Source organism: Peribacillus sp. B65, assembly GCF_058513295.1.
This window is the reverse complement of record NZ_CP195840.1, coordinates 3,501,389-3,526,381: the sequence shown is the minus strand read 5'-3', so window position 1 is coordinate 3,526,381 and position 24,993 is coordinate 3,501,389. Positions and strand designations below refer to the sequence as shown.

The 24,993-nt window shown below is 40.6% G+C and carries 27 protein-coding genes and 1 riboswitch; of the genes, 20 read left to right on the top strand and 7 right to left on the bottom strand.

What is annotated here, in order from left to right:
- Positions 1-40: 40 nt before the first annotated feature.
- The gene (locus tag ACSR9O_RS17210) at positions 41-556 is read right to left on the bottom strand and encodes a GNAT family N-acetyltransferase (protein ID WP_260358576.1); all 516 of its coding nucleotides are present in this window, start codon (positions 554-556) and stop codon (positions 41-43) included.
- A 174-nt stretch (positions 557-730) separates the two neighbouring features.
- Between ACSR9O_RS17210 and ACSR9O_RS17205 the strand changes: the two genes are divergently transcribed.
- From ACSR9O_RS17205 to ACSR9O_RS17160, 10 genes are all read left to right on the top strand, one after another.
- Complete coding sequence (locus ACSR9O_RS17205) at positions 731-1,171, top strand: ATP-dependent metallopeptidase FtsH/Yme1/Tma family protein (RefSeq protein WP_260358575.1); 441 nt, start codon at positions 731-733, stop codon at positions 1,169-1,171.
- 175 nt (positions 1,172-1,346) lie between these two features.
- Positions 1,347-2,210, top strand: a complete 864-nt coding sequence (locus ACSR9O_RS17200) for an amidohydrolase family protein (protein ID WP_491724799.1) — start codon at positions 1,347-1,349, stop codon at positions 2,208-2,210.
- The gene (locus ACSR9O_RS17195) at positions 2,191-2,520 is read left to right on the top strand and encodes a UxaA family hydrolase (RefSeq protein WP_491724798.1); all 330 of its coding nucleotides are present in this window, start codon (positions 2,191-2,193) and stop codon (positions 2,518-2,520) included. The genes ACSR9O_RS17200 and ACSR9O_RS17195 overlap by 20 nt, the downstream gene beginning before the upstream one ends.
- Positions 2,517-3,680, top strand: coding sequence for a UxaA family hydrolase (locus tag ACSR9O_RS17190; RefSeq protein ID WP_260358572.1), 1,164 nt, complete (start codon positions 2,517-2,519; stop codon positions 3,678-3,680). Before ACSR9O_RS17195 ends, ACSR9O_RS17190 begins: the two co-directional genes overlap by 4 nt.
- 30 nt (positions 3,681-3,710) lie before the next feature.
- A complete protein-coding gene (locus ACSR9O_RS17185) occupies positions 3,711-4,526 on the top strand; it encodes an SDR family NAD(P)-dependent oxidoreductase (RefSeq protein WP_491724797.1) in 816 nt (271 codons plus the stop codon).
- Positions 4,523-5,296, top strand: coding sequence for an SDR family NAD(P)-dependent oxidoreductase (locus ACSR9O_RS17180; RefSeq protein WP_491724796.1), 774 nt, complete (start codon positions 4,523-4,525; stop codon positions 5,294-5,296). The genes ACSR9O_RS17185 and ACSR9O_RS17180 overlap by 4 nt, the downstream gene beginning before the upstream one ends.
- Before the next feature lie 15 nt (positions 5,297-5,311).
- The gene (locus ACSR9O_RS17175) at positions 5,312-6,226 is read left to right on the top strand and encodes a fumarylacetoacetate hydrolase family protein (RefSeq protein WP_427571435.1); all 915 of its coding nucleotides are present in this window, start codon (positions 5,312-5,314) and stop codon (positions 6,224-6,226) included.
- Positions 6,219-6,644, top strand: coding sequence for an RbsD/FucU family protein (locus tag ACSR9O_RS17170; RefSeq protein ID WP_491724795.1), 426 nt, complete (start codon positions 6,219-6,221; stop codon positions 6,642-6,644). The genes ACSR9O_RS17175 and ACSR9O_RS17170 overlap by 8 nt, the downstream gene beginning before the upstream one ends.
- A gap of 22 nt (positions 6,645-6,666) precedes the next feature.
- Positions 6,667-8,007, top strand: a complete 1,341-nt coding sequence (locus tag ACSR9O_RS17165) for a sugar porter family MFS transporter (RefSeq protein ID WP_491724794.1) — start codon at positions 6,667-6,669, stop codon at positions 8,005-8,007.
- A 109-nt stretch (positions 8,008-8,116) separates the two neighbouring features.
- Positions 8,117-8,195: riboswitch (ZMP/ZTP riboswitch) on the top strand.
- 106 nt (positions 8,196-8,301) lie between these two features.
- The gene (locus ACSR9O_RS17160; RefSeq protein ID WP_491724793.1) at positions 8,302-9,501 is read left to right on the top strand and encodes a phosphoglycerate dehydrogenase; all 1,200 of its coding nucleotides are present in this window, start codon (positions 8,302-8,304) and stop codon (positions 9,499-9,501) included.
- Positions 9,502-9,595: 94 nt separating this feature from the next.
- Here ACSR9O_RS17160 and ACSR9O_RS17155 read toward each other — a convergent pair whose 3' ends face one another.
- The 3 genes from ACSR9O_RS17155 to ACSR9O_RS17145 form a co-directional block, all read right to left on the bottom strand.
- Entirely contained in the window at positions 9,596-9,763 is a 168-nt protein-coding gene (locus tag ACSR9O_RS17155; protein ID WP_170971670.1) for a hypothetical protein, read from the bottom strand.
- Positions 9,760-9,921 (bottom strand): hypothetical protein, encoded by a 162-nt coding sequence (locus ACSR9O_RS17150; RefSeq protein ID WP_491724792.1) that lies wholly within the window; start codon positions 9,919-9,921, stop codon positions 9,760-9,762. The genes ACSR9O_RS17155 and ACSR9O_RS17150 overlap by 4 nt, the downstream gene beginning before the upstream one ends.
- A 400-nt stretch (positions 9,922-10,321) precedes the next feature.
- Complete coding sequence (locus tag ACSR9O_RS17145) at positions 10,322-10,789, bottom strand: hypothetical protein (RefSeq protein WP_491724791.1); 468 nt, start codon at positions 10,787-10,789, stop codon at positions 10,322-10,324.
- 379 nt (positions 10,790-11,168) lie between these two features.
- On the opposite strand from ACSR9O_RS17145, the gene ACSR9O_RS17140 reads away from it, so the two are divergent.
- The 4 genes from ACSR9O_RS17140 (at position 11,169) to ACSR9O_RS17125 (ending at position 14,055) form a co-directional block, all read left to right on the top strand.
- On the top strand, positions 11,169-12,230 hold the full coding sequence (locus ACSR9O_RS17140; RefSeq protein ID WP_260358564.1) for a M4 family metallopeptidase: 1,062 nt from the start codon (positions 11,169-11,171) through the stop codon (positions 12,228-12,230).
- 32 nt (positions 12,231-12,262) lie between these two features.
- The gene (locus ACSR9O_RS17135) at positions 12,263-12,580 is read left to right on the top strand and encodes a protealysin inhibitor emfourin (RefSeq protein ID WP_491724790.1); all 318 of its coding nucleotides are present in this window, start codon (positions 12,263-12,265) and stop codon (positions 12,578-12,580) included.
- A 482-nt stretch (positions 12,581-13,062) separates the two neighbouring features.
- The gene (locus ACSR9O_RS17130) at positions 13,063-13,617 is read left to right on the top strand and encodes a competence protein ComK (protein ID WP_491724789.1); all 555 of its coding nucleotides are present in this window, start codon (positions 13,063-13,065) and stop codon (positions 13,615-13,617) included.
- Between the two features lie 168 nt (positions 13,618-13,785).
- On the top strand, positions 13,786-14,055 hold the full coding sequence (locus ACSR9O_RS17125; RefSeq protein WP_101223275.1) for an excalibur calcium-binding domain-containing protein: 270 nt from the start codon (positions 13,786-13,788) through the stop codon (positions 14,053-14,055).
- A 208-nt stretch (positions 14,056-14,263) separates the two neighbouring features.
- Here ACSR9O_RS17125 and ACSR9O_RS17120 read toward each other — a convergent pair whose 3' ends face one another.
- Positions 14,264-14,575, bottom strand: coding sequence for a hypothetical protein (locus tag ACSR9O_RS17120; protein ID WP_101223274.1), 312 nt, complete (start codon positions 14,573-14,575; stop codon positions 14,264-14,266).
- 429 nt (positions 14,576-15,004) lie between these two features.
- Here ACSR9O_RS17120 and ACSR9O_RS17115 point away from each other — a divergent pair, with 429 nt between their 5' ends.
- A complete protein-coding gene (locus ACSR9O_RS17115; RefSeq protein ID WP_491724788.1) occupies positions 15,005-16,318 on the top strand; it encodes an Nramp family divalent metal transporter in 1,314 nt (437 codons plus the stop codon).
- Positions 16,319-16,414: 96 nt separating this feature from the next.
- Entirely contained in the window at positions 16,415-17,392 is a 978-nt protein-coding gene (locus tag ACSR9O_RS17110; RefSeq protein WP_491724787.1) for a 2-hydroxyacid dehydrogenase, read from the top strand.
- A 338-nt stretch (positions 17,393-17,730) separates the two neighbouring features.
- Here the strand turns inward: ACSR9O_RS17110 and ACSR9O_RS17105 are convergent, their stop codons facing one another.
- On the bottom strand, positions 17,731-19,002 hold the full coding sequence (locus tag ACSR9O_RS17105) for a cation:dicarboxylate symporter family transporter (protein ID WP_230178133.1): 1,272 nt from the start codon (positions 19,000-19,002) through the stop codon (positions 17,731-17,733).
- Positions 19,003-19,198: 196 nt separating this feature from the next.
- Between ACSR9O_RS17105 and ACSR9O_RS17100 the strand changes: the two genes are divergently transcribed.
- Both ACSR9O_RS17100 and ACSR9O_RS17095 read left to right on the top strand, forming a co-directional pair.
- A complete protein-coding gene (locus ACSR9O_RS17100) occupies positions 19,199-20,470 on the top strand; it encodes a sensor histidine kinase (protein WP_491724786.1) in 1,272 nt (423 codons plus the stop codon).
- Positions 20,467-21,390, top strand: coding sequence for a response regulator (locus ACSR9O_RS17095; protein ID WP_137018319.1), 924 nt, complete (start codon positions 20,467-20,469; stop codon positions 21,388-21,390). Before ACSR9O_RS17100 ends, ACSR9O_RS17095 begins: the two co-directional genes overlap by 4 nt.
- Positions 21,391-21,589: 199 nt before the next feature.
- Here ACSR9O_RS17095 and ACSR9O_RS17090 read toward each other — a convergent pair whose 3' ends face one another.
- Positions 21,590-21,847: a zinc ribbon domain-containing protein gene (locus ACSR9O_RS17090; RefSeq protein ID WP_230178137.1), complete on the bottom strand. Its 258-nt coding sequence runs from the start codon at positions 21,845-21,847 to the stop codon at positions 21,590-21,592.
- A 403-nt stretch (positions 21,848-22,250) separates the two neighbouring features.
- Here ACSR9O_RS17090 and helD point away from each other — a divergent pair, with 403 nt between their 5' ends.
- On the top strand, positions 22,251-24,590 hold the full coding sequence (helD, locus tag ACSR9O_RS17085) for an RNA polymerase recycling motor HelD (protein ID WP_491724785.1): 2,340 nt from the start codon (positions 22,251-22,253) through the stop codon (positions 24,588-24,590).
- Between the two features lie 98 nt (positions 24,591-24,688).
- Entirely contained in the window at positions 24,689-24,904 is a 216-nt protein-coding gene (locus ACSR9O_RS17080) for a hypothetical protein (protein WP_402939620.1), read from the top strand.
- Positions 24,905-24,993: the final 89 nt, after the last annotated feature.

The following is a 24,993-nucleotide window of genomic DNA, read 5'->3' as shown; positions in this document are numbered from 1 at the left end:
TTTGGCCAAAGAATAAGTGACCTCTCCAGTGGCATGTCGCTCATAACAATACTTGGCTAATATCCTTCCACACATAAACCAATAGATTCAATTCAGCACCAGCCATTTTGATTTTTTCGGTTTTAAGCAATTCAGCACCAAATGCCTCATAGAAGAATCGAGATTTATTGTCTTCAAGCACCTCAACGAATATTGTCTTAAATCCCAGTGCCTCGAATTTTAAAAATAACTCTTTGATGAGTTTCTTACCTATCCCCATTCTTTGAAAATTTTCGAGGATATATATAGCAGTTAAATCACCGGAATTCTCAACTTGATTCGTATCCCTTTTCCCGCCATCTATAAATCCAACTATTTTTCCTTCGTTATTTTCTGCGACATAAACATAATTACTATCTCTGTTAATATTCTTTATCCATATGTCTTTCCTTTTCTCATAAGACAGATTATCTAAAAAATCACTCGGCATTATTTCTTTATAAGTAGTTCGCCAGCAATCCACATGGACTATTGCTATACCTTCCGCATCTGCAACCGATGCCTGTCTTATTAGCATATTAGTTCCTCCTTTTTTAAGTTTGCTATATCTCCCATATTTTACTAATATTATCCATTTTGCAACTAATCGGCCTGATATATTCCAAGAGTATCCACAGTTTGATTTCTAATAATTAACTTTGTATGTTACTATTTCCTATAGTTTGTTTAATGTGGAAGAAGGTATGAGATGATGCGGAATTTCCGTAGTAAAGTATTTTATTTATTAATCTTCTTGGTTACCTTGGGGGTTGTGCTAGTTTTTTATAATGACGAAGAACCGACTGAGAAATTAACTGAGGATGAATTTTTTACAACTTTAGAGGATGGGAAAGTGACATTTTTAAAGGTGGAGTCACAAAATAGTGTTTATGAAATTAGAGGTCGGCTGGTAGGGTATGAAAAGGATCAATACTTTATCGCGTCTGTAACAAATAGTGAAATATCGCTAGACAGAATGAATAACGCCATAAGGGAACAGGATATAGGAAAAATTGAGTTTATCCCAGACACAGAGACAAGCGGATGGGTCACCCTTTTAACAACGACCATTCCGTTCATGATCATTTTCATCCTGATTTTTGTTAGTTTTCTATTTCTATTTGTCATGAAAAGAATGAAACATTCTAAATGATTAAAAACTCGCCGTTCCAATTGGGAATGGCGAGTTTTCTTATTAACAAGAGTTGAAAATGGTAATTCCGTTTTAGATAGTTTAAAAGATTTCGTTTAATTTATTGACAATTTAAAATATTGCTGTTATTTTAATGTTACCGGTAACATAAAGATAACAAGAGGAGGTCAGCCTGATGATTGATGCACATCAGCATTTTTGGAGAATTGACCGAGGTGATTACTCTTGGCTTACAAATGATATGGGAGTCCTTTATCGGGATTATCTTCCCGACGATTTATCGCCCTTAATACATAAGAATGATATTTCGGGGACCGTCCTTGTACAAGCGGCTCCAACCTATGAAGAGACTTTATTTCTATTATCCTTGTATGACCGCTATGACTGGATATATGGTGTGGTGGGCTGGCTTGACTTATCTGCTCCATCATTCCCGGAGCAATTGGATTCTTTAATGACAAGACCGGGAATTGTTGGTTTACGTCCCATGTTGCAGGATCTGGAAGACAGTGCTTGGATTTTACAGGAACAAGTTGTGGAAAATTTGAAACAGCTTATTCGATATGATCTTCCGGTGGATTTGTTGATTAATCATAAACATATTTCATCTGTTTTAACATTGATGAAAACGCTTCCTAACCTAAAGGCCATCATCGACCATATGGCTAAACCGAATATTTCAGCAGGGAAATTAAACAAATGGCAAGAAGAAATGAATACTTTGTCACAGTTTCCGAACATTTGGTGCAAACTGTCGGGTTTATTGACCCAAGCAGATCCTGCAATGTGGAAGGCGGAAGACTTTAAGCCATACATACAACATATTGTTCGGGCATTCGGGCCGGACCGTTTACTTTTCGGCAGCGATTGGCCTGTATGTTTATCAGCTGGAGGCTATGAAGACGCAGTGAGGGTCATTAAAGGGAATTTACCGGAAACTTTAACACAAGCTGAAGTGGATGGGATATTTTCTGGAAATGCTGAAGCCTTTTACAAACTAAAAGAAAGGGGAGAGCGAAATGGGCCAGTTAGCTTATGAACAGGACGTTACAAGCATCGTCATGTCTGATCAGGATAATGTAGCGACTTCATTGAAAGATGTAAAAGAAGGGGAAACATTACTCTTTGTCATCAATGGACAAAAAATGGAAGTGGAAGCAAAGCATTCGATTCCTTTTGGGCATAAAATCGCAATCAAACCGATTCAGCGATCGGCGACGGTCATCAAATATGGAGAAGTAATCGGTGCAGCCACGATGGATATCGAGCCTGGTGAACATGTCCACATACATAATATTGAGGGAATCAGAGGAAGAGGAGATAAGGCGGAAGGGGAGCAAACACAATGAGCAGGATAAAAGGGTATCGCCGTTCAAATGGCAAATTTGGAATCCGTAATCATCTATTGATCATCCCTACCGTCATTTGCGCCAATCATGTGGCCAACAGAATCCAGCAAGCTGTACCGGAATCAGTGGCCATTCCGCATCAGCATGGGTGCAGCCAGATTGGTGATGACAAAGAACGTACACATAAACTTCTTGGCGGAATGGGGAAAAACCCGAACGTTGGTGCGGTTCTGTTGATCAGCTTGGGCTGTGAGGTGATTGATGCCAAAGTATTGAAACGGGAAATCGAAGAAGAAACGGGAAAACCTGTGGAGTGGCTTGATATCCAAGATGCAGGCGGGACGATAAACGCGATTAAGAAGGGGACTGAAGTGGCGAAGGGTTTATTTCTGGAACTCGAAAAAGTGCCGCAAGTGGATGCCCCCATTTCAGAATTGATAGTTGGTGTGAAATGCGGCGGTTCCGATGCTACATCCGGTCTGTGCAGCAATCCCGCTTTAGGGAAAACCGCTGATCAGCTCTTGAAACAGGGCGGTACGATCGTAATGGGTGAAACCACGGAAATCATCGGAGCTGAACATATTGTTGCCCAAAAAGCAGTGAGCGAAGAAGTGGCCAATAAACTATATGCATATGTTGATAGATTCGAAAAAGAAGTGGAACGCATCGGGGCAGATATGCGTGGCGGGAACCCGAGCCCGGGCAATATTGAGGGAGGGCTCTCGACCATCGAGGAAAAATCGCTTGGCTGCATTAGTAAAGCAGGTACGGCCCCCTTGAACGATGTCTTATCATTTGCGGAAGAGATCCCGGGTAATGGCTATTACTTCATGGATTCCCCGGGGAATGATATCGAGTGTGTTTCAGGCATGGCGGCCGCCGGTGTACATATGGTCTGCTTTACGACAGGAAGAGGGACACCGACAGGAAACCCGATTATCCCGGTCATCAAAATAACGGGAAATGAACATACGGCAATCAAGATGATCGATAACATCGATATTGATACAAGCCCAGTCATGAAAGGGAAAGAAACGACGGAGGATGCAGGAAATCGCATTTTTGAAACGATTGCTAAAACAGCCCAAGGTGAACTGACAAAGGCGGAAATTCTTGGACATCAGGAATTTAGCATCAGCCGGATCAGCATCAGCCTTTAGAAACAGATAGGAAAAGGGAGGAGAATTCATATGGGTAAATTGAATAATCGAACAGCACTTGTCACAGGAGGCAGCCGGGGAATCGGTGCAGCGATTGTCATGAGATTGGCTGAAGAGGGTGCCAATGTGGCGATCAACTATACATCGCCGGGGTCATTTGAAAAAGCGAATGCGTTAAAAGAAAAAGTAGAATCCGAGTTTCATATCAAAGCGATCGTCGTGAAAGCGAACGTTGGGGTGAAGGAAGATGTCGATGCCATGATCAATGAAGTGGAAAAAGAGTTGGGAACGGTGGATATTCTAGTGAATAATGCTGGTATTGCACCGTTTGAGCCTTTTTTGAGCCTTTCGGAAGAGACATGGGATGATACGTATCGAACAAATGTGAAATCAATCTTTTTGACGACGCAAAGAGTGGCGAAGCGAATGATTGAAAATAAATATGGCAAGATCATCAATATTACATCAACGGCTAGCGTCCTTGTCACGAGTCCGGTCATTCCCCACTATATTTCATCGAAAGCAGCCGCCTCGCATTTAACGAAGGCATTGGCGATTGAGCTAGGCAAATACAATATCAATGTGAATGCTGTCGGCCCAAGCACCGTTGCGACGGATATGTGTGAGGAATATTTAGAGGATCCGCAAATTCTCGCAAAAGAAATTGAAGCCAATCCGATGAAGAGACTTGGGACCGAAAAACAAATTGGCGACTCCGTCGTATTTTTGGCTTCCGATGAAGCCATGCAAATTAACGGGCATCTGTTAATGGTGGATGGCGGTTTAACGGTGAAAGCGGCGCAGCCTGAAGATCATATGAATCATGAGCAGGAGGTAACGTTATGAGACTGCAAAATAAAATCGCTGTCATCACTGGCGGTGGAAGCGGGATCGGGAAGGAATCAGCCCGTTTATTCGCTAGTGAAGGCGCATTTGTCATCATTACAGATATTCATGCTGAAAACGGGCAGGGCACCGTTTCTGAAATAGAGGAGGATGGCGGGAAAGCGGCATTTTATGAGGTGGATGTAACGGATCCGGAAGCGGTTCAATCCGTAATCTCCCAGATAATCGAAACCTATAAGAAAATAGACATATTATTCAACAATGCCGGAATCTCAAACGTAGGCAGGGTGGACGAAGTGGAACCGGATGTGTGGGACCGCATCATGAGCGTAAATGTGAAGGGGGTTTATCTGCCTTCTAAATACACGATTCCTTATATGATGGAACAAAAAAGCGGGGTCGTTATCAATATGTCATCATGTGCAGCGGAAATGGGTCTCGTGAAACGAGCCGCATACTCTGCAACGAAAGGAGCCGTACTGGCTTTAACGAAAGCGATGCAAGTGGATTATGCACCTTATAATATTCGGGTGAACGCTTTATTGCCGGGTACGATCTTGACACCGTTCGTCGAAAATTACTTGAAAACTTCATATGACGATCCTGAGGTTGCCATCGGCACGATCAAGAAAAGACAATTGAGCGGCGATTTGGGCAGACCTAGTGATGTAGCAAAAGCGGCACTGTTCCTAGCTTCGGATGAGTCTGCATTCATGATGGGATCGCCTTTATATATCGATGGTGGGGTTGTTTTTGGGAAAAATGCATAAAAGGGGGAAGAAACGATGAAATTGGCTACTTTTATTAAAGACGAACAGCAAAAACTGGCCGTTCAAGTTGAGGATCATTTAATAGATATCGAAGAAACGGCGAAGAGGAATGAATGGAACCAAATCGTGTCGGATGTGATGCAAGTGATAAACTTCAGCCAATCCGAACGGGACGAATTTGAAAATAAGGTCCATGAAGCTGTCAAAGAAGGAATGGCTGAAGTAATTGAAGAGAAAGGGCTCACATTCGGTCCCAGTATAACAAAGCCGCATAAAATCATTTGTGTTGGGTTGAATTACAAAAGACATGCAGATGAAACCAATGCACCGTATCCTGAAGTGCCAATCTTATTTAACAAGTTTGATAATACATTAACGGGTCACGGATGTGAGATTGCCATACCAATCGTAACGAATGAACTGGACTATGAAGTGGAACTCGGAATCGTGATCGGCAAAAAGACAAAAAACGTTTCCGAAGAAGCAGCACTCTCCCATGTGTTCGGGTATTGTACGGTCAACGATTTGTCGGCAAGAGATCTGCAAATGAGGACGCCGCAATGGCTGCTTGGGAAAACCTGTGATGATTTCAGTCCTGTTGGCCCTTACCTGGTAACAGCGGACGAAGTGGGGAATCCAAACGACCTGCAATTGAAAACGTATGTTAATGAAGAACTAAGACAGAATTCCAATACATCAGATATGATCTTTTCATGTGCGGAAATCATCAGTTATATTTCCAAGCATATGACATTGGAACCGGGCGATCTTATATTGACAGGTACACCTGAAGGAGTCGTATTGGGTTTACCGGCCGAACAGCGTGTTTATATTCAGCCAGGGGATGTGGTCACCGTTGAAATCGAAAAACTGGGATCACTCACGAACACATTTGTCGCTGAAAGCGAAGAGGCTTTGACGAATGCTTAAAGGAATTCCGCCAATACTTTCTCCTGAATTGATGAAGATCATGATGGAGATGGGGCACGGTGATGAAATCGTACTTGCAGACGGGAATTATCCGGCTGCAAGTCATTCAAGCCGGATCATCAACGGCCATGGACATGGCGTGGCCGACTTCCTGCAAGCGATATTGTCATTCTTTCCACTCGATACGTATGTGAAACATCCCGTCATATTGATGAATCCTGTGGAAGGCGATGAAAAAAGCCCTGCAATCTGGAAGAGTTATGAAGATATAATGAAAAAAACGAACGATATTCCTATCAAAATCGGAAAACTGGAACGAATGGACTTTTACGAACGAAGTAAAGCGGCCTATGCCATTATCGCAACTAGTGAACGAGCACAGTATGCAAATCTCATATTGAAAAAAGGTGTACTTTAATTTACTAAAAGGAGTGATTGCTTTGCAAAAGATTCCGAATATTATGTATGTTTATGCGATTTTTGGCGGGTTGGCCGGACTATTATATGGTTTCGATTCCGGTGCCATTTCTCCAGCGATTCCATTCATCACCGAAGAGTTTGGACTAAGCCCGTCGGGTCAAGGATTGATAGTAAGTTTCCTGTTATTAGGGGCATTGCCTGCTATCGTCCTTTCCACTTCACTATCTAAGGTGCTTGGAAGGAAATCACTCCTGATTGGAGCGGGCATCACATTCATCGTCGGGTCGATTGGTTGTGCCTTCGCTACAAATGTAAGCGTTTTAATTGCATCGCGGTTCATCCTGGGAATCGGCTGCGGAATAGCCAATATGTGTTCACTTATTTATTTGGTGGAATTGGCTCCTCCTAAAATCAGGGGATTGATCGGCGCTTTATATCAACTAAGTGTAAACGTCGGGATATTGAGTGCTTACATAGTGGGTGCTTCCTTCTCCGCTAGCGGATCTTGGAGAATCATGCTCGGAATCGGGATCATTCCAGCAGCAATCTTCACATTTGGAATGCTTATCTCACCGGAAAGCCCACGGTGGCTCATGGCTGCAGGAAAGGAAGACCGTGCAAGGAAGGTCTTGATGAAACTAAGGGGAACGAAGCAAGAAGTGGAAGATGAAATAAGTGATATCAATCATTCCCTTAAACAGCAAAGCGTAGGATTCAAACATTTAGTACACCAATATAAAAAAATATTGAATATGAATTTCATCTTAACATTCTTCCAAGTCTTCACGGGAATCAATGCCGTTGTATACTTTGCCCCGATCATTTTCGAAGGGGTTGAAATCAACGGATGGAGCGGTTCCAATATAGCAAACTTCGGAATCGGGACGGCCTTGGTCGTTTCCACTGCCATCTCGTTATTCATCGTTGATAAACTAGGCAGAAAAACGCTGCTAATCTACAGTGTTGGCGGTCAGGTCCTGCCACTGATCGGATTGGCACTATTTTCGGATTATACGATCTTCAGCATGGTTTGTGTGTTCTTATATGTCTTCGCATTCGGAATCGGCCTTGGCCCTGTCTTCTGGCTATTCATACCGGAAGTGCTGCCATTGCAGGCAAGAGCGATCGGAATGGGAGTCATCACCTTTTTACAATACACATTGAACTTCCTTTTTTCATACACGTTCCCGCCACTGTTAAGTGTCATTGGCAATAACGTCTTTCTCATCTATGCGTTCTTATCAGTGGTAGCTTGCGTATTCATACACTATAAAACTCCTGAAACAAAAGGGAAATCATTGGAGGAAATTGAAGAATACTGGCGTGAACAAGATTTGGCAAAAGCGATTAAACCTGCTTGAGTCCGGCATTCGCAGTCGTGGTGAGTTGTGACTTCTGCAAAAAAAGGGATAAACATATAATTTGATATTGAAGATTGCAGAATAGTTTGATAGAATGAAATAAATGAAAAAGACTATGTGCAACTGGCGAAACACGGATAACCGTGAGGGAACACATAGTGTCGTAGCCGTTCGCCTGGGCAGAGGTAAGGGATTTTATCCCTTGCCTCTTTCTGTATATTAACAGATAGTGAAGGTTTAAAGTCAGTATTTTTAAATTTCAAAACCATCATATTCAAAAGAGGAGCAAACAAAATGAGCACAATTCTTTTAGAAAAAGTGAAAACGATCAAGGCGTTAAATAATATTGCCGAAAGCGGACTGAATGTATTCAACAAAGGGGATTTTACGGTAGATAATGACAGTGAAAACCCTGATGCAATCGTTCTTCGCAGCTTTAACATGCATACTATGGAATTCGGCGATCAGTTAAAGGCAATCGCAAGGGCAGGGGCTGGAGTCAATAATATTCCGGTCGACAAATGCACCGAGCAGGGAATTGTCGTTTTCAATACACCTGGGGCTAACGCAAACGCTGTAAAAGAAATGGTGCTGACGACATTAATGGCTTCATCTCGTAACCTTTTTGCCGGTGTAGCTTGGACAAAGACGCTTGAAGGCGAAGGAGAACAAATTCCGAAGCTTGTTGAAGCAGGAAAGAAACAATTCGTTGGTAAAGAAATCAAGGGAAAAACACTTGGCGTAATCGGTTTAGGAGCGATCGGTGCACTTGTAGCGAATGATGCGCTTGATTTGGACATGGATGTCATTGGCTTTGACCCGTTCATCTCTGTTGATACAGCTTGGAACTTGTCACGCAATGTACAGCGCGCCATGACGATTGAAGAATTGTTTGCAGAATCTGATTATATTACAGTACACGTTCCATTAACTGACGACACAAGAGGAATGTTCAACCAAGAAACATTCAGCATCATGAAGCCGGGCGTACATATCTTGAATTTCTCACGTGGCGAGCTAGTGAATGAAGATGATATGCAAGCTGCACTTGAAAGCGGAAAAGTAGGCAAGTTCATTACAGACTTCCCGAATGAAAACGTGTTGAAAATGAAAAATGTCGTTCCAATTCCGCATCTTGGTGCCTCTACGCTAGAGTCAGAGGAAAACTGTGCCATCATGGCAGCTCGTCAGTTGAAGAGCTTTTTAGAAACAGGGAACATCAAGAACTCTGTGAATTTCCCGAACACTTCCCTTCCTTATACAGGAAACCGTCGTGTGGCAACTTTCCACGAAAACGTTCCGAACATGGTTGGGCAAATCACGCTGGCTGTATCTGGCTTTAATTTGAACATCGCTGACATGGTTAACAGAAGCCGTGGGGGATATGCATATACGATCATCGACATTGACGGTGAAGTAAACGGCGAGATCATTCCTGGCTTGGAAGAAAAAATCAAACAAATCGAAGGCATCGTTACAACTCGTATTATCTAATTGGAAACGGAAGAAAGATGATTAATAGTGAAAGCCTCAATTCCTTTAAGGAGTTGAGGCTTTTTTAGGCTTTGTGTATTAAACTAAAAATCTTTCAGGGTTTCACCTCCGTTTTTTCTTCATAATGTACAAACAACATTAAGTAGAGTGCGAATAGAAGATGCAAATAAAGCGGAATATCCTTATCGTTTTGAATGGCAACAAATACGTAGATTCCATATAGCAATATAGGAATGGTTAAAAGGATTCTGAGCTTAGTCATATGCCACCCTCCTCTTTAACCTCAAATATTAATACATCAGGCATTTGAGCCACTTGGAAATCCTTTTCTGCTGTTGCGTTTATTAAACTTGTACAATTATTTTCCCTGAGAACATCTGCTGATAATTGTAAATCCATTGTCATTATTGCTGGTTTCATTGATTCATCCTCCTAATTAACCAAATATTCAGTCACTTCTATTAATACAATAGTATGAAGTACTGAGAAAATGCTGTCAATCTATATTCCATCTGTACTCATTTTAAGTTAATGGATTCATAATTTATCTACCAAAATAACTATCTCTTATAAATATCTACTTAGTGAGATAGGCAAAACGGTACCCAATAGGGGAAGCATTGCTATCAGCTGAACGCCAGGGAGCAACTTGTTGCGAACCTAAATCAATGTAACCTTAAATTCTCAGCCAACCTTTCAGTTCAATATGACTTTTGTTAATTTCCTCTAAGTAAAAGAATCGTCCCTATGGAATACAGAGACGATTCCTAATGTGAAACACCATTTCTACACAGAATGGATTACTCTATACTGTTCTTCCTCAAAAATTCTGATGCTGATGAAGGATATTCGATGTTAAAAAAGCTCCAACAGGAGGTAATTGCCCGGAATAGGCATTACCGCTAACAGGATATTCATTCAGAGCTATATCAGTAGTGGCAATCCATGATCCAGACTCACCTGCTTGCAGAGAGGGAGGCTTCATAAGAAAACGTCCTTGAAGAATGAAATGTCGAATCCTAATCTGGAAATCATCCATTATGGTCAAGTTGCCAGAGAATGTGGCATAGGGTGAATCAAATGCGATTTGTTTGTTGCTTTCATTCCAAAATCCATTAATCGGAATGGGTCTGCCACGAAAATTAACAGTACCAACCACCCTGTTATCTATAATGGAGTTAATGGTAAGTGTGCCCCAAATAATCGTCCTGCCAGCTATTGAAGAGTGGATACCCCAAACAGATGGGAATGGAAAGCTAATTGAAGCAGTTCCCTGTGAAGTTACCAATGCTATGCCCTCCCTTAAAGGTTGTTTATGTTCTGAGGAAGATTCCTTGTTTAAAGCAGTATATGCAGCACGAGCAGAATAATTTAATAAACAAAGGTGAAGTACTGCTTCCCCTGCCTGAAGTTGCATTCCTGATGAGTTAACAGTACTGCTGGAAAAAAGGAATGAACGGGTCAGAGGAAGGAATGGAGGGAAATGAGGTATTTACGGCGAAAGTAATCTATAGAAATGTGTTGAAAATAGGAAGAGCATCAAGGTAACCATGTAAACGGATTTAAACTGCTAATGAACCGTTGTTGAAGCCAAAAGCATTAAGAAAGCAGCACTCTTGAAAAAAGAAATCGTAATAGATCGTATAAAACATGAAGGAGTGACGGATATGCACAAAAGAGATTGTTCCAAATTGAAGTGTCATTGTTTCATCGTACCAAACTATATTCTTGAGAATCTGGCACAAAATGAAGTGGAAGAAGCACGGATCAGTTTAGCGAAAAGCCGTCAAGTGCGCAGGCGCAGAATTATGAAAGAATACGATATTGACGGTGTTGTCGCTTTAACGGATGCAGGATCTGGTCGTCAAGGTGAATCTGCCCGCCATGTTTATGATTGCAGGGGGGGAACGAAACTCCGGGAGAATGAGGCAAGAAAAGAAGGAGATCGATCGAGTGCAGATCCTGTTGTTAATGCTGCATATGATTATAGCGGAGTTGTGCGTGATTATTTCAAGGATGTCTTACACCGTAATTCAATTGATAACCAAGGCCTTGATCTCATTCTGAACGTTCATTATGGGAATAAATTCACGAATGCTTATTGGGACGGAGATGAAATGGTATTTGGTGATGGCGATGGGGTCATTTTTAGCAATTTTGCCAATTCACTCGATGTAATTGGCCATGAACTGACACATGGGGTTACGCAGTTCACAAGTGGATTGGAGTATGAAGGCCAGTCCGGGGCATTGAACGAACATCTTTCAGATGTGTTTGGAGTTGCCATAAAACAATTTCATTTAAAGCAAACAGCAGGTGATGCCGATTGGCTAATCGGAGCTGATATAATGGGACCAACACTCAAAGGGCAGGCCCTCCGTTCGATGAAAGCGCCAGGTACGGCATTTGACAATAAGTTAATGGGTAAAGATATTCAGCCTGATCATATGAAGAACTTCTATAAAGGAGAACGCGATAATCATGGTGTCCATATCAATAGCGGCATACCAAACAAGGCCTTTTATCTAGTATCGATGGAAATCGGAACAGACAAAGCGGCATTGATCTGGTTCAATGCGATGCAGAATTTATTTGCGACGGCGAATTTCAATCAATTCGTGCAAATTGTCATCAAGGCAGCGCAAAAACTTGTTGATAGCGGAGAAGTTACGAAAACAGCCATCAAGACAATTGAAAATGCTTTTAAAGCGGTTGGACTGCCTGAGTAGTCATATTCCATGAATAGGAGGCTCCATCTACCATGCATATCAAATTTAGCTGCATAGGGGGATTTGCCAACCTCGACTTGAATTTTCAAATCGATACAGAGAAATTACCGAAAGAGAAAAATGAGGAATTGCAGAACTTAATGAAGACAGCTGACTTACCTAATGCTAGCCAAAGTATAATGGCAGGAGCTAAAGCGCAAGGGTTCGACGCATTTTCATACCAGCTGGATATAGCCGATGAAAAGAAGAAGCAGTCTTACTCATTCACTGACATAACAGCTCCAGAGGAAGTAAGACCCTTATTGGATTATCTACGGAATTTAGCAATTGAAATAAAGATGGCAGAATAACCAAGAAAAAAGTCTATCATCACGATAGACTTTTTTTGTGGTCTTAAAATTTCACAAAAATGTCATTTCATTTCACTTTTATATGAATTTTGGCTGTTTGTTCGCTAAATGGACACATATTAACAAGAAAATAGCAATTTAGAACAGCAGATTTTAAAAGGAAATTCGAAAGTATAGACCTTTAATGGGATTTTGTAAAGAGTCAGCCAATCAAACAGGCGATGCATTCAAAAAAGGGAATCAATTTTGAAAGAGGTGAAATTAGCTGGATTTTACAAAAAAATCATAAAATAGGATAATAGTCGCATGGAGGTGAATGACATATCAAGAAATGAAAGTGACGATAGACGGAAATCAAAAAACCCCTAGGTGAGTACGTCCTGGAAGACATCACCTAAGGGCTTGCGAGCAGGAGTATACCTGCCTCTATATCCAGTATACTCCAAAAAATATTAATAGGGAAATGGGGAGTGAATGGAAGGATGATACGAAAAAACTATTTATTGAATAAGGAAACGGTAGGATTGATGGAGCGTTACGATTCCAATGGTGTGGAGATGTCCACGGTAGTGGAGGGAGAGAACACATTCCATGTTGCCCAATCGCGCCAGGAAATCCTGAATAACACGTTAAACTACTTTGGGTTGAATCTGGATGGCGGACTTGCAGCAGCCAAATCCGTGCTTGGCGGAAAATATAGGCTGCCAGTCTGCATAAACGCCCAGCAGGGAATGGTCTGGTTCTCCTCCCGCTCATTCCGGAAAAGAGGAGGAATCTGGTTTTCCTACATCCACATTCGTGACTTGGAGGAAATGAACGAAAAAGAAACGCTGGTCCACACAAGCTATGGACATTGCCTTCCTGTATCATTATGCAAAAATCAGCTCGCCTTCAAAAGGGACCAAGCGTCCTATCTGCATACTACCTTCCATGAACGTTCATTGGGAAAAAAGACCTTTTATTACGAACCGGGAAGCGGAATCACCTTTTGCAAAGAACCCGGGGAGGCCCATTACAAGGTGAAAGGGAAGGAATAATAAGATGAGATGAAAACCGCCGCATTGGCGGTCTTTTTTAGGATTAGATAAAGTGAGAGCGGGTTTTATTCAAGTAAACTCTAACTATAGAAATATAGTTATTGTAAAAAAAGAAATGATACATTATGATTAGTAAATAGTTAATATTTAGGAAAGGGAGTACGTATTTTGAAAAGATTATTTGCTATTTTACTATCTTTTGGTCTAGTATTGGGTCTCTCGTTTGGCGCGAATGATGTTGCCAGTGCGAAAACAAAGGTGAAGACGTATAAAAACTGTACAGCATTGAATAAAGACTACAAAGGAGGCGTAGCTCGTACATCTTCCGTTAAAAATAAAGGAGGAAAAACGAAATACAAGCCTCACGTTTCAAAGGCGCTATATGATGCCAATAAAAAAAGCGATCGTGACAAAGATTTGATCGCTTGTGAAAAATAAGAATTATTCTGAGAGACCTTTTATAGGAAGGTCTCTTTAATTTGTAGATAAAAGGTGTTCCATCTGAATTATTAAACAAAGTTGATTGGAACGGAAGGTGAGAGACTCCTTCGGAAAGCGAGTGCCTGGAGAGGAAGGTTCATTTTTGTACAAAACTAAAAAAACGGAAGCTAAAGCCTATACAGGTCTTTAGCTTTTTTCTCGTGGGTTATCTTTCAAACCGTCCAAAATGTGTATTTTCCCGATTTATAAGTGCATCCCCAAGATTAATTCTGCTCATAAGTCTTTCATGGTCCGAAGGAAAACGTTCTTTAATGTTTGCAACTCCCTCTATTGTTGGGATATTACCATTAGTCATAGGACGTTCTTCTCTTTGAAATCCGGGGTTCAAACTATCATTAATCATTACGGGTCTGTCAATTGTATCGTTGTCATCATTATTAGTAGTGGGATTATTAGTTGGGTCTCTATCAAGGTTTTCGGCATTATTGAATGGATCATTGTTAGTATCTTGTGGCATATATTTCACTCCTTCACTATATATTATCCGCTGATAGCATTAATCTATTCGCACGCTGTACTTATCCTTTTTTATATAGTAACAACAATCCTGTATTTTCTAATCAGCAACAACTTGAATTTGTCAACAAGTACGAAGGGTCAAAAAAACTTCTAAATATTATGATTGACTTACATTTTAATTTGTCTTACAATTTCAATGTAAATAGTCAAAACATTCAATTAAATGGAAGGGGAGCTTTTTAACATTTTTGATTCACTTCAACATGAAGCATGACAACATAAACAGCATCGTAAACTTTATGTCAGTTTCAGAAATGACATAAAGCTCTGTCATAATTTCAATAACTGTTTGTCCAGAGTTATCAAAGTATTAATGCTTTAGAAAAAATGAAAGCGAATACATACTCTTTGGGATGGAGTGAATAACATGAAAAATCAATCAAATCTTGCTGAATCCACTGTGATTGTTCCTGAGGTCGTAAGTAAGAAACCAAATTTCATCACGAAGTTTAAAACATCCTATGGTCCGGGGATCCTTGCCGTGTTGACGTGGCTTGGAGCCGGGGATCTGGTGACTTCTTCTGTTGCCGGGGCAGATTATGGATATAGTTTAATGTGGATTTTAGCACTGTCATTAATCCTTCGTTTTCTTATCGTTAATGTTATCGCCCGGTTCCAGCTTTGTAACACAGAAGGGTTAACCATACTTGAAGGGTATGGACGTATCCACCCATTTTTCGGTTACTTCATGTTTGGTTATGCATTAATAATGGGTCATCTATTTAATGCCTATATGATTAAGGGAGCGGGAGAGGTATTATCGACCCTATTCCAAGTTAATCAGCCATTCTTAGCTTCAATGGTAGTTGTAGGATTAGTTTTTATGCTTATTGGCAGGAATATTTATAATAGAATCGAAAGTGTAATGAAAGTGCTTTTGGCATTATTGACGATTGCTTTCTTGTTCCTCGCCATTCAGGCTACACCGGATGTGGGGCAAATCATTAAAGGAACAGTTGGGTTTAGCATTCCAAGTGATACTGGCGTTCATGGAGCATTATTGGTAGCAGTTTCAATTATCGGTGCAGTGGCAGGATCGATTTCGAACTTTGTTCATCCATATTTCATGAGGGAAAAGGGCTGGACGAAACCGAGTCATCTAAAGGTTCAAAGAAATGATTTGCTGTTTGCCATAGGAGTTTGCATTGTAATCAACTTGGCCATTTGGGTTGTTGGGGCAGAAATTTTAAAACCGAATGGAATTCATGTGGAAACGATTGATGACTTGGCAATGGCATTACAAATGTCGTTAGGAAAATTTGGCTGGTACATTTTCTATCTCGGTGTTTTTGGGGTATTATTCGCGAGTGTAGTAGGCAAGTCAACTGGTTTTCCAAGATTGATTGTAGATGCCTTTTACGTAATAAATAAGGATCGTCGTGAAAAGTACAATGGTAAATATGAAAAAGATCCAATGTATAAATGGGTTATGATTTTTGTATTGGTTACGCCAATCATTTGGTCCATTCCCGGCATGCCTGGTTTCATTGCATTGACAATTGGAGTTAATGCAATAAACATAATCGGTTTTCCGGTAATCGCAATTGGCATGCTGGTGCTATCAAATAAAAAAAGCTTGATGGGAAAATATAAAAACAATTGGTTCGAAAATATCATTCTAACTTTAGCTTCCGTTTTAGCGGTTTGGTCTGCCGTTCAATTAGCTACTACCTTTTTTTAAATAATGGTAGATTATAGATAGAGGAATAAAACATAAAGGTTATGTCGACTTTTGATCCCGACGGGGTCCTACTTTATTGGAAGTGAGGTATCAGTGATGAAACCGAAAGTAATTGTTTATAAGAAAGTGGATCAGGAAGTGCTGCAATATATTCAAGAGACTTGTGATGTTGTTTATTTTGAAGGCCTTGACTCACGAAATCACTCTGAATTCCTACAAGAGCTGAAGAACGCACAAGGTATATTAGGGTCAGGATTAAAGGTGGATAAAGCTTTACTGGATCAAGCACCGCAATTAAAAATCGTCTGTAATTCATCGGTTGGATACGACAATTTGGATGTAACCGAGCTGTCCAATCGCGGAATCATGGCTACGAACACTCCCGAGGTATTGAATGAGACAGTCGCAGATACGATCATGGGCTTGATGCTGTCCACAGCAAGAAGAATGCCAGAGCTGGATCAAATGGTAAAGTCAGGGCAATGGACATCGAACATCGGAGAAAAATCGTTTGGGTTGGACGTGCATCATAAAGTATTAGGCATAATCGGCATGGGCGGAATAGGCTCTGCCGTTTCGAAAAGGGCCCGTTTTGGATTCGATATGAACATCTTATATCACAACAGATCCAGAAATGAAGAAGCGGAACAAAAGTATGGAGCTACATACTGTTCTCTGGAAGATCTGTTAAAGCAATCTGATTTTGTCTGCTTGATGACACCGCTAACTCCCCAAACTGAAAAAATGATGGGAGAAAAAGAATTCAAGCTCATGAAAGAGTCCGCGATCTTCATCAATTGTTCAAGAGGGAAAACGGTGGATGAAGAAGCCTTGATCACTGCGCTTAAGACTGGTGAAATTCATGCGGCAGGACTGGATGTCTTTGTACAGGAGCCCGTCAAGGAGGACAATCCTCTGCTTTCCATGAAGAATGTCGTCACTTTGCCTCATATCGGTTCCGCAACATATGAAACCCGCAAGAAAATGGCTATGCTGGCAGCAACCAACCTTGTAGCAGGATTACAGGGAGAAACTCCGCCTACCTTGATCAAATCTGGGGTAAAGGTAAAGTGATCTTTTAGACAGCATTTATAAATTAAGCTGGATAGCCTTTATTTGGGGCTATCCATTTTTTTAGTTCCGGATTATTCAATATTTTTACTTATTCTGCAAAACAAAAAAGCCCTCACTATAAAGGAGGGCTTTTATATGTAATTCAACTACTTCAGCCATTCCATCAATCAATCTTAATTACGGCTCAGCCCTGAAAAACCTGGGTTTGTCATCTCGTAAGGATAACTTGTAATCGGAAGGTTTTCAACTGCATGCAATGTTTGGATACCTTACTATGCATGCACTGGTACTTGTTATATCTTTCTCAATACGTACGGTATGATTTATATGGATATAGTTTATGCTACGTCTGATTGTTTAATGGAATCAACGTAATGGTTTGCTTTCTTCTGGTCAAATTCTCCTTCCCACTTCGACATGACAATCGCCGCCAATGAGTTCCCCACGACATTAACCGCTGATCTTCCCATATCCAAAATTCGATCGATACCGGCAATGAACGCAACACCTTCCACCGGCAGTCCCATCGAACCAAGAGTTGTTAAAACAACAACAAATGACGCCCCCGGAACGCCAGCCATTCCTTTTGACGTTAACATCAATACTAGTAACAAAGTAATCTGTTGTGTAATGGATAGATCAATACCATACATTTGTGCTACGAAAAGTGAAGCAAGTGCTTGGTAAATCGATGAGCCATCTAGATTAAACGTATAGCCTGTTGGAATAACAAAAGAAGTAATGGATTTCGGGCAGCCAAACTTCTCCATTTTATCCATAAGCCTTGGTAATACCGACTCTGAACTTGCTGTTGTAAAGGCCAAAATCAGTTCATCCTTTAACACTTTCAGGATAACAAAAATGCTTGTCCCAGACATTTTCGCTATAATTCCAAGAATGACGAACACGAAGAATACCATCGTCACATAAACAGCAACTACCAGGTTCCCTAAAGGAATCAATGTTGCGATACCAAATTTTGCAACGGTTACACCAATGAGTGCAAACACACCAAAAGGGGCAAATTTCATGACTAGATTCGTCACCCAAAACATAACTTCCAACACACCTTCAAAGAATCCAAGAATAGGCTTTCCTTTTTCGCCTATCGCAGCCACACCTAAGCCGAATAAAACAGAAAAGAAGATAATCGGTAATAAATCCGCTTGAGCCATTGATTCAAATACATTTTGAGGAACAATATGAGAAATTGTTTCACCAAAGCCACTGCTTCCAGCCGTCTTTGTTGTTTCTTCATATTTTGAAATATCACTTTTTTCAAGACTGCTTGTATCTAAGCCAGCCCCCGGATGGAACAAGTTTGCCGCCAGTAATCCAAGAACAATGGCAATTGTAGTGACAATCTCGAAATAAAGAAGGGTCTTCCCGCCTAATTTCCCTAGTTTTTTAATATCGCCGACTCCCGCTATTGAAACCACTAATGCAGCCATGACGATCGGGATGACAATCATTTTAATTAAATGAATGAAAATATCGCCGATAGGTACCATAATGGCCATGGCTGCTTCATTACCATGGAATAAAGCACCGACAACGATACCTAGTACAAGTGCAATGAAAATTTGAGTAGCTAAGCCAAACTTTTTCATTTAAATTCCCCCTTTTATTTTGTTAACGCTTTCAATTTTTAGATTATTTTAAGTTTATGATCATCCTACCGGAACCTACTGAAACCTACTGATATTTACAAGTGATAGAAAAAATAAAAATTTCAGTTAAAAGCCCTCTCTCTTTTTAATCATTTCATGTGTTATGTTTTTATAAAGTGACTGGGGAGGGACCGTGTTGAAAAAGAGTATAAGGATATTATTATTGATTATGATTGCGGTGCCTCTTGCGGGTGAATTCAAGTTTTATCCATTCGACGGTACATTCAGAGTCAGTTTGGGAACTCCCGTCTTTTTCTTGTTTTTGCTATGGGGGAGGGGGATCCACCCGATTATTGCAGGTATTTTAACGGGGATGAGTGTGTTTGTTTTTCGTTTTTCAATGGCTGTCGGAATACGGGACATATCTGTTGAGGAAGCGATGTATCTTCATTTTCCCGCCTTTTTCTATTATTTCATCTACGCGTTCGCATTTCATAAGACTAAATTGAACGAACGCCACGATCAGCCTTTAATGGTCGGGCTTTTAGGGGTATTGATCGAGCTTTTTGCAAGTGTATCGGAAATGGCGATCCGTTCCTTCTTGGCGAATCAGGACACACCCTTGCTAGCCATTGACCAACTCGTTTTAATCGCCTTTATTCGAAGCTTTTTCGTCCTCGGCTTTTTTAATATATTAAAGCTGAGAGAAGCAAAGTTCGCAGAAGCGGAGCAGCGCAAGCAAAAGGAACAAATGCTGCTTTTCATTTCAAGTTTGTATGAAGAATCGGTTCAACTGAAGAAAACGATGCAAAATGCGGAAGAAATCACCCGCACTTGTTATGACTTTTACCGTCGGTTAAAATCAGAGGGTAATAATGGAAGCGATCCGCAAACTGCGTTGCAGATTGCAGGTCTCGTGCATGAGATCAAAAAAGATAACCAGCGGATTTATGCGGGGCTGTCGGAACTCATGTCTTCCGAAAACCTGCTGGAATATATGAATATCGAAGAGCTTGGTAACATCATGATCGTGTCCAATAGACGATATGCAGAGTCCCTTCGCAAAGATATTTCATTTTCCTTGCATATAGATGGTGACCATCCGCCCTACCATGTATATATGGTATTATCATTAATAAATAATTTATTGGCCAATGCAGTGGAAGCCATTAAAGAAGAGGGATACGTATCTCTGCATGTGAAAAGGAAAGATCAATTCGTGGAGTTTTACATCAGTGACAATGGCCCCGGCATTGCACCGAAGCAGAAGGAAGTCATTTTTACAGCAGGATATACAAAGAAATTCGATGCGGCGGGAAACCCTTCGACGGGAATCGGTTTATCGTATGTGAAACAAACTGTTGAAAAATTTGGAGGACATATCAGGCTAATGGATAACTATAAAGAAACCGTATTCATCGTTGGACTTCCGATTGATGCGATTATGGAGAAAGGGTTAACGAGATGAATTATTTCATTATAGATGACGATCCTGCCATTCGAGGAATGCTGACAGAGATGATTGAAGATGAAGATTTAGGCAAAGTGGTGGGAGAAGCGGAAGACGGATCGATAGTGAATAATGGCTTGCTGTTTTTAAAGAAAGCAGACGTTGTCTTAATTGATTTGCTCATGCCAATAAGGGACGGAATTGAAACGATCAGGGCTCTTGCTGATGGATTTCAAGGAAAGTTCGTGATGATTTCGCAAGTGGAATCGAAGGAACTGATTGGAGAGGCATATAGATTAGGGGCGGAATACTACATTACAAAACCGCTGAACCAAGTTGAAATTTCATGCATATTAAACAAAGTGAACGAGCGAATACTGGTGGATCAATCGATCCAGGGCATTCAAAAATCGTTGAACGTGTTTACGGGACGCCCGAAGTCTTCGAAAAAAGTGTCCTCCTTTCATACAAAAAATATCATGGAAGCCGGACGTTCCTTAATTTCTGATTTAGGTATGATTGGCGAAGGGGGAAGCGAGGATTTACTAAACATTTTAGGGTTCCTCCAAAATGAAAAGCAAAGGCTCGGTCCAGCCTATACGTTTCCATATTTAAAGGAAATTTTTGCTGGGATTGCTGCTGAAAAGCTGGGAGATCAAGCGAAAGAGGCCGAAATCCAGAAAGAAATGAAAGCCTCTGAGCAGCGTGTCCGCCGTGCTCTTAATCAGGCCCTCATCCATATCGCTTCATTAGGATTGACGGATTATATGAATCCAAAATTCGAAGCCTATTCATCCACATTTTTTGATTTCTCGGAAGTCCGCAAAAAAATGCTGGAGCTAGAAGACAAAAGCAAAAAAGTAAGCAGCCAGAGCCGTAATAACATGAAAAAGTTTATCCAAGTGCTGTTTATGGAAGCAAGACAGATGATGAAATAATAAACCGGAAACACAAGTTGAATAGATTGAAAATTCACAAAAACATTTTCGTATTATTCAATTGAAGAAACAAAAAGACAAATCCGTTTATATGGATTTGTCTTTATCGCCTTTTTCTTCGCATTTTTATAAACAGTACGACTTTCTTTCAAATCTACAGAAAAAAGATAAAAAAGTTCATTCGTTTTCTAATAGTTGATTAATTCCATCGCTCTAACTTTGGGATGCCTCTAGTGAAAAACTTAGCAATAAATTTAGGCATTTTCATATTTTCCATCATATGATTTTGAACAAATTTTTGCATTTCTATCGCAGTAATATTTTGAGTGAAGTCACCATTTATATAACAATGACTGCAATATTTAGTACTTTTACTACCGTCTTTTTCAGTTCCTCCACCTAATTCATCCTTAGATAGCGGCATTCCACAACTTTGACATGCTTTATATTTTTTCATTATAAATTCTCCTGCAAAAAGTTTTATTCTAAACATTATCTAACAAACAATATTAAGTCAAGACAATATCACATGTCATCGTTACAACGAATCAACCGTTAATGTGAGTGTTGCAGCAAAAACAGGACTAGGCTTTCGAGATGAAAATAGTCATAAAAAAATAACCAGTCAAGCTACTTGCTCAAATGGTTACTGACTTTAAATGTTAAATTAGAGTTTAAAATGACGATTCATTATGGCAACTGTTATGAAATATACATTGATATAATTCTGCAATTATGATAAATTAGTATAGAAACACATTTAATTATATACCAAAACAGTTTACCCCTTACTATAAGTATAAGGTAAAACTCACCTCTAGTCAACCCCTAATTTCTCATTTTTTAAAGGAGTGTCTGTTATGACCAATGAAATTCGGCAGGAGCAAGAACGTTTGGATGAGGTGATAGAAACAATCATGATACAAATCAGCAAAATAGAAGGAGAGACTTCACAGCGCAGAAAAGAAGTTGTTAATATCCGTAAACATTTCTGGGATGACCTCAAGGTTAATATCGATACTTTCGATGATTACCTCGAGACCATCATTGGCTTAAGGCAGCAGGCTCAAGACTTGTCACAAAGCGAAGGCGCACATAGATATTCCTTCAAGAGGTTGTCAACACTGCGCCGCATGCAGGAAGTGCCTTATTTCGGCCGGATCGATGTCACTGAAGAAGGGTCTTCCCTTACGGAACAAATTTATATTGGGACCTCCACTCTTACTGATACAACAGGAGAAAACTTCATTATCTACGATTGGAGGGCTCCGATTTCGAGTGTTTATTATGACTATCCTCCGGGTCCTGTAGAATACTCCACTCCCGGTGGCATAATTCGGGGGATGCTGGAGAACAAGTGGCAATACATGATCAAGGGAGGCGTTATCGAATCAATGTTCGATACGAGTCTCACCATTGGAGATGAGATACTGCAGCAGGTACTTGGCAAGGGAACGGATAAGCATATGCACAGTATTGTTGCCACCATTCAACGGGAGCAAAATAGGATCATCCGGAACGATCGCGGACGTCTGCTCATTGTTCAAGGTGCAGCTGGCAGCGGCAAGACATCAGCTGCCCTTCAACGGATCGCTTACCTGCTCTACAAGAATCGAGAAAGGCTGAAAGCGGATCAAATCATTCTATTCTCTCCTAACTCAATGTTTAATAACTACGTATCCAATGTGTTGCCCGAACTTGGCGAAGAGAATATGCAGCAGGTAACATTCCAGGAATATCTGGATCATCGTCTGACTGACTCGTTTCAAGTTGAGGATCCTTATGAGCAATTAGAATTTTTGTTGACTGCAGCGGATGATCCTTCCTATAGCACTAGGACAGCGAGTATCCAATTTAAGGCATCGATTCGCTTCTTTGAAATCATCAAAACATACAGACAATCATTGGAGCAATCTGGAATGATCTTTAGAGGGGTAAAGTTCCGAGGGGAAACGCTCGTCTCGGCCAAACAAATCTCAGAAAGATTTTATAACACAGACACCACACTAAGGTTTCACAATAGGATTGAAAAGTTGAAAGATTGGTTATGTGAGATGCTTGATGAAACGGAAAAGTCCGAGTTGGAAAAACCATGGGTCCAGGAGGAAATCGAGTATCTTAGCAAAGAAGAATATCAGAAGGTATACAACTACTTAGAGAAAAAACGCGGCCTTAATGAAGATTCCTTTGACGATTATGAGATGGAAAATAAAATGCTCGCGCGTATGATTGTTCGTAAGAAATTGAAGACGTTGCGCAAACGGATAAAAGCACTTCATTTTATCAATATTAAGGGAATATACAAGCAACTTTTTGACGAACAAATAATGATCGAACTGTGGAATGAGGGTGAAACACCTGCCGAAATGGAAATTTGCTTATCAACGCAAAAAATGCTGGACGAAGGTAAATTGTATTACGAAGACGCGACTCCGTTTTTGCTGCTGAAGGAGTTAATTCAAGGATTTCAGACGAATACCGCTATAAAATACGTGCTTGTCGACGAAGCACAAGATTATTCCCCATTTCAATTCGAGTTTTTGAAACGGTTGTTTCCTTCGGCAAGGATGACCGTGCTCGGTGACTTTAACCAAGCAATATTTGCTCATGCCAGCGAACGGGTAGATTTCCAGACCCTTACCAGTTTATATGGGATAGATGAAACCGAGAGTATAACCTTGGATCAAAGCTACAGATCCACAAAGCAGATTATAGAATTCACACGTGAACTAGTTCCTGAAGGCCATCGAATTAAGGCATTCGAACGTGAAGGCGAGAAGCCTGTGCTGACTCAAGTGTCCAGCCGTGATGAATTGCACCGTAAAATTCTGTCTAAAGTTAAAGACTTTCAAAGCCGCGAGTACAATACAATCGCAATAATCTGTAAATCTGCTGCCGAAAGTGCCACCGCATACGCTGCCCTTAGTGTCCACGGTGAAATTAAACTCGTTCAGAAGGGCACAAATGAATATGAACAGGGTGTTGTTGTTATTCCGGCTTATTTGGCCAAGGGCATCGAATTTGATGCTGTCATCATTTATGATGCATCCATGCAAACATACGATGATGAGAGCCTGCGTAGATTGTTCTATACCGCATGCACCAGGGCTATGCATAACTTACAAATATATACTGTTGGCGAACCAAGTCCTTTCTTGAAAAACGATGCAACGGAGTATTTGCTTCTGACCTCCAAATAACAAAGAATGGAGTCATTATTTGTTCTTCCTTTTTTCTCCTTTAATTTTATTGCTCTTTTATCAAATACTATAAAAGGTATAGAGAAGGAGGAGATGGATTGAATAACGAGAAAGAACAAGTGGAAACGGGAGGAAGCCAGGCGACTGGTGAATCAACAACTCAATCAGTTAATGATGGTCATTATCATTATCCAGGGCCCATGGAAGAAGGCTATAGCGGAAATACAGGAAGAGCAGTACAGCCTGCCGGGAAAAAAGATCCTGACGTTCCTCAGAACAAAGACACATTTAATTACACGCGTAATTTAAAGTAGATCACTCCAACATAATAGGATATTAAGGGTTATTACAGGATAGATTATGAGTTCATGGTTATGCAATTTCCATAGTCGAAATGTGGAAA

What these genes read in the sequence shown, in the direction of transcription:
- ACSR9O_RS17210 (WP_260358576.1), bottom strand. Translation starts at nt 556, where the DNA reads ATGCTAATAAGACAGGCATCGGTTGCAGATGCGGAAGGTATAGCAATA.
- ACSR9O_RS17205 (WP_260358575.1), top strand. Translation starts at nt 731, where the DNA reads ATGCGGAATTTCCGTAGTAAAGTATTTTATTTATTAATCTTCTTGGTT.
- ACSR9O_RS17200 (WP_491724799.1), top strand. Translation starts at nt 1,347, where the DNA reads ATGATTGATGCACATCAGCATTTTTGGAGAATTGACCGAGGTGATTAC.
- ACSR9O_RS17195 (WP_491724798.1), top strand. Translation starts at nt 2,191, where the DNA reads ATGGGCCAGTTAGCTTATGAACAGGACGTTACAAGCATCGTCATGTCT.
- ACSR9O_RS17190 (WP_260358572.1), top strand. Translation starts at nt 2,517, where the DNA reads ATGAGCAGGATAAAAGGGTATCGCCGTTCAAATGGCAAATTTGGAATC.
- ACSR9O_RS17185 (WP_491724797.1), top strand. Translation starts at nt 3,711, where the DNA reads ATGGGTAAATTGAATAATCGAACAGCACTTGTCACAGGAGGCAGCCGG.
- ACSR9O_RS17180 (WP_491724796.1), top strand. Translation starts at nt 4,523, where the DNA reads ATGAGACTGCAAAATAAAATCGCTGTCATCACTGGCGGTGGAAGCGGG.
- ACSR9O_RS17175 (WP_427571435.1), top strand. Translation starts at nt 5,312, where the DNA reads ATGAAATTGGCTACTTTTATTAAAGACGAACAGCAAAAACTGGCCGTT.
- ACSR9O_RS17170 (WP_491724795.1), top strand. Translation starts at nt 6,219, where the DNA reads ATGCTTAAAGGAATTCCGCCAATACTTTCTCCTGAATTGATGAAGATC.
- ACSR9O_RS17160 (WP_491724793.1), top strand. Translation starts at nt 8,302, where the DNA reads ATGAGCACAATTCTTTTAGAAAAAGTGAAAACGATCAAGGCGTTAAAT.
- ACSR9O_RS17155 (WP_170971670.1), bottom strand. Translation starts at nt 9,763, where the DNA reads ATGACTAAGCTCAGAATCCTTTTAACCATTCCTATATTGCTATATGGA.
- ACSR9O_RS17150 (WP_491724792.1), bottom strand. Translation starts at nt 9,921, where the DNA reads ATGAAACCAGCAATAATGACAATGGATTTACAATTATCAGCAGATGTT.
- ACSR9O_RS17140 (WP_260358564.1), top strand. Translation starts at nt 11,169, where the DNA reads ATGCACAAAAGAGATTGTTCCAAATTGAAGTGTCATTGTTTCATCGTA.
- ACSR9O_RS17135 (WP_491724790.1), top strand. Translation starts at nt 12,263, where the DNA reads ATGCATATCAAATTTAGCTGCATAGGGGGATTTGCCAACCTCGACTTG.
- ACSR9O_RS17130 (WP_491724789.1), top strand. Translation starts at nt 13,063, where the DNA reads ATGATACGAAAAAACTATTTATTGAATAAGGAAACGGTAGGATTGATG.
- ACSR9O_RS17120 (WP_101223274.1), bottom strand. Translation starts at nt 14,575, where the DNA reads ATGCCACAAGATACTAACAATGATCCATTCAATAATGCCGAAAACCTT.
- ACSR9O_RS17115 (WP_491724788.1), top strand. Translation starts at nt 15,005, where the DNA reads ATGAAAAATCAATCAAATCTTGCTGAATCCACTGTGATTGTTCCTGAG.
- ACSR9O_RS17110 (WP_491724787.1), top strand. Translation starts at nt 16,415, where the DNA reads ATGAAACCGAAAGTAATTGTTTATAAGAAAGTGGATCAGGAAGTGCTG.
- ACSR9O_RS17105 (WP_230178133.1), bottom strand. Translation starts at nt 19,002, where the DNA reads ATGAAAAAGTTTGGCTTAGCTACTCAAATTTTCATTGCACTTGTACTA.
- ACSR9O_RS17095 (WP_137018319.1), top strand. Translation starts at nt 20,467, where the DNA reads ATGAATTATTTCATTATAGATGACGATCCTGCCATTCGAGGAATGCTG.
- ACSR9O_RS17090 (WP_230178137.1), bottom strand. Translation starts at nt 21,847, where the DNA reads ATGAAAAAATATAAAGCATGTCAAAGTTGTGGAATGCCGCTATCTAAG.
- helD (WP_491724785.1), top strand. Translation starts at nt 22,251, where the DNA reads ATGACCAATGAAATTCGGCAGGAGCAAGAACGTTTGGATGAGGTGATA.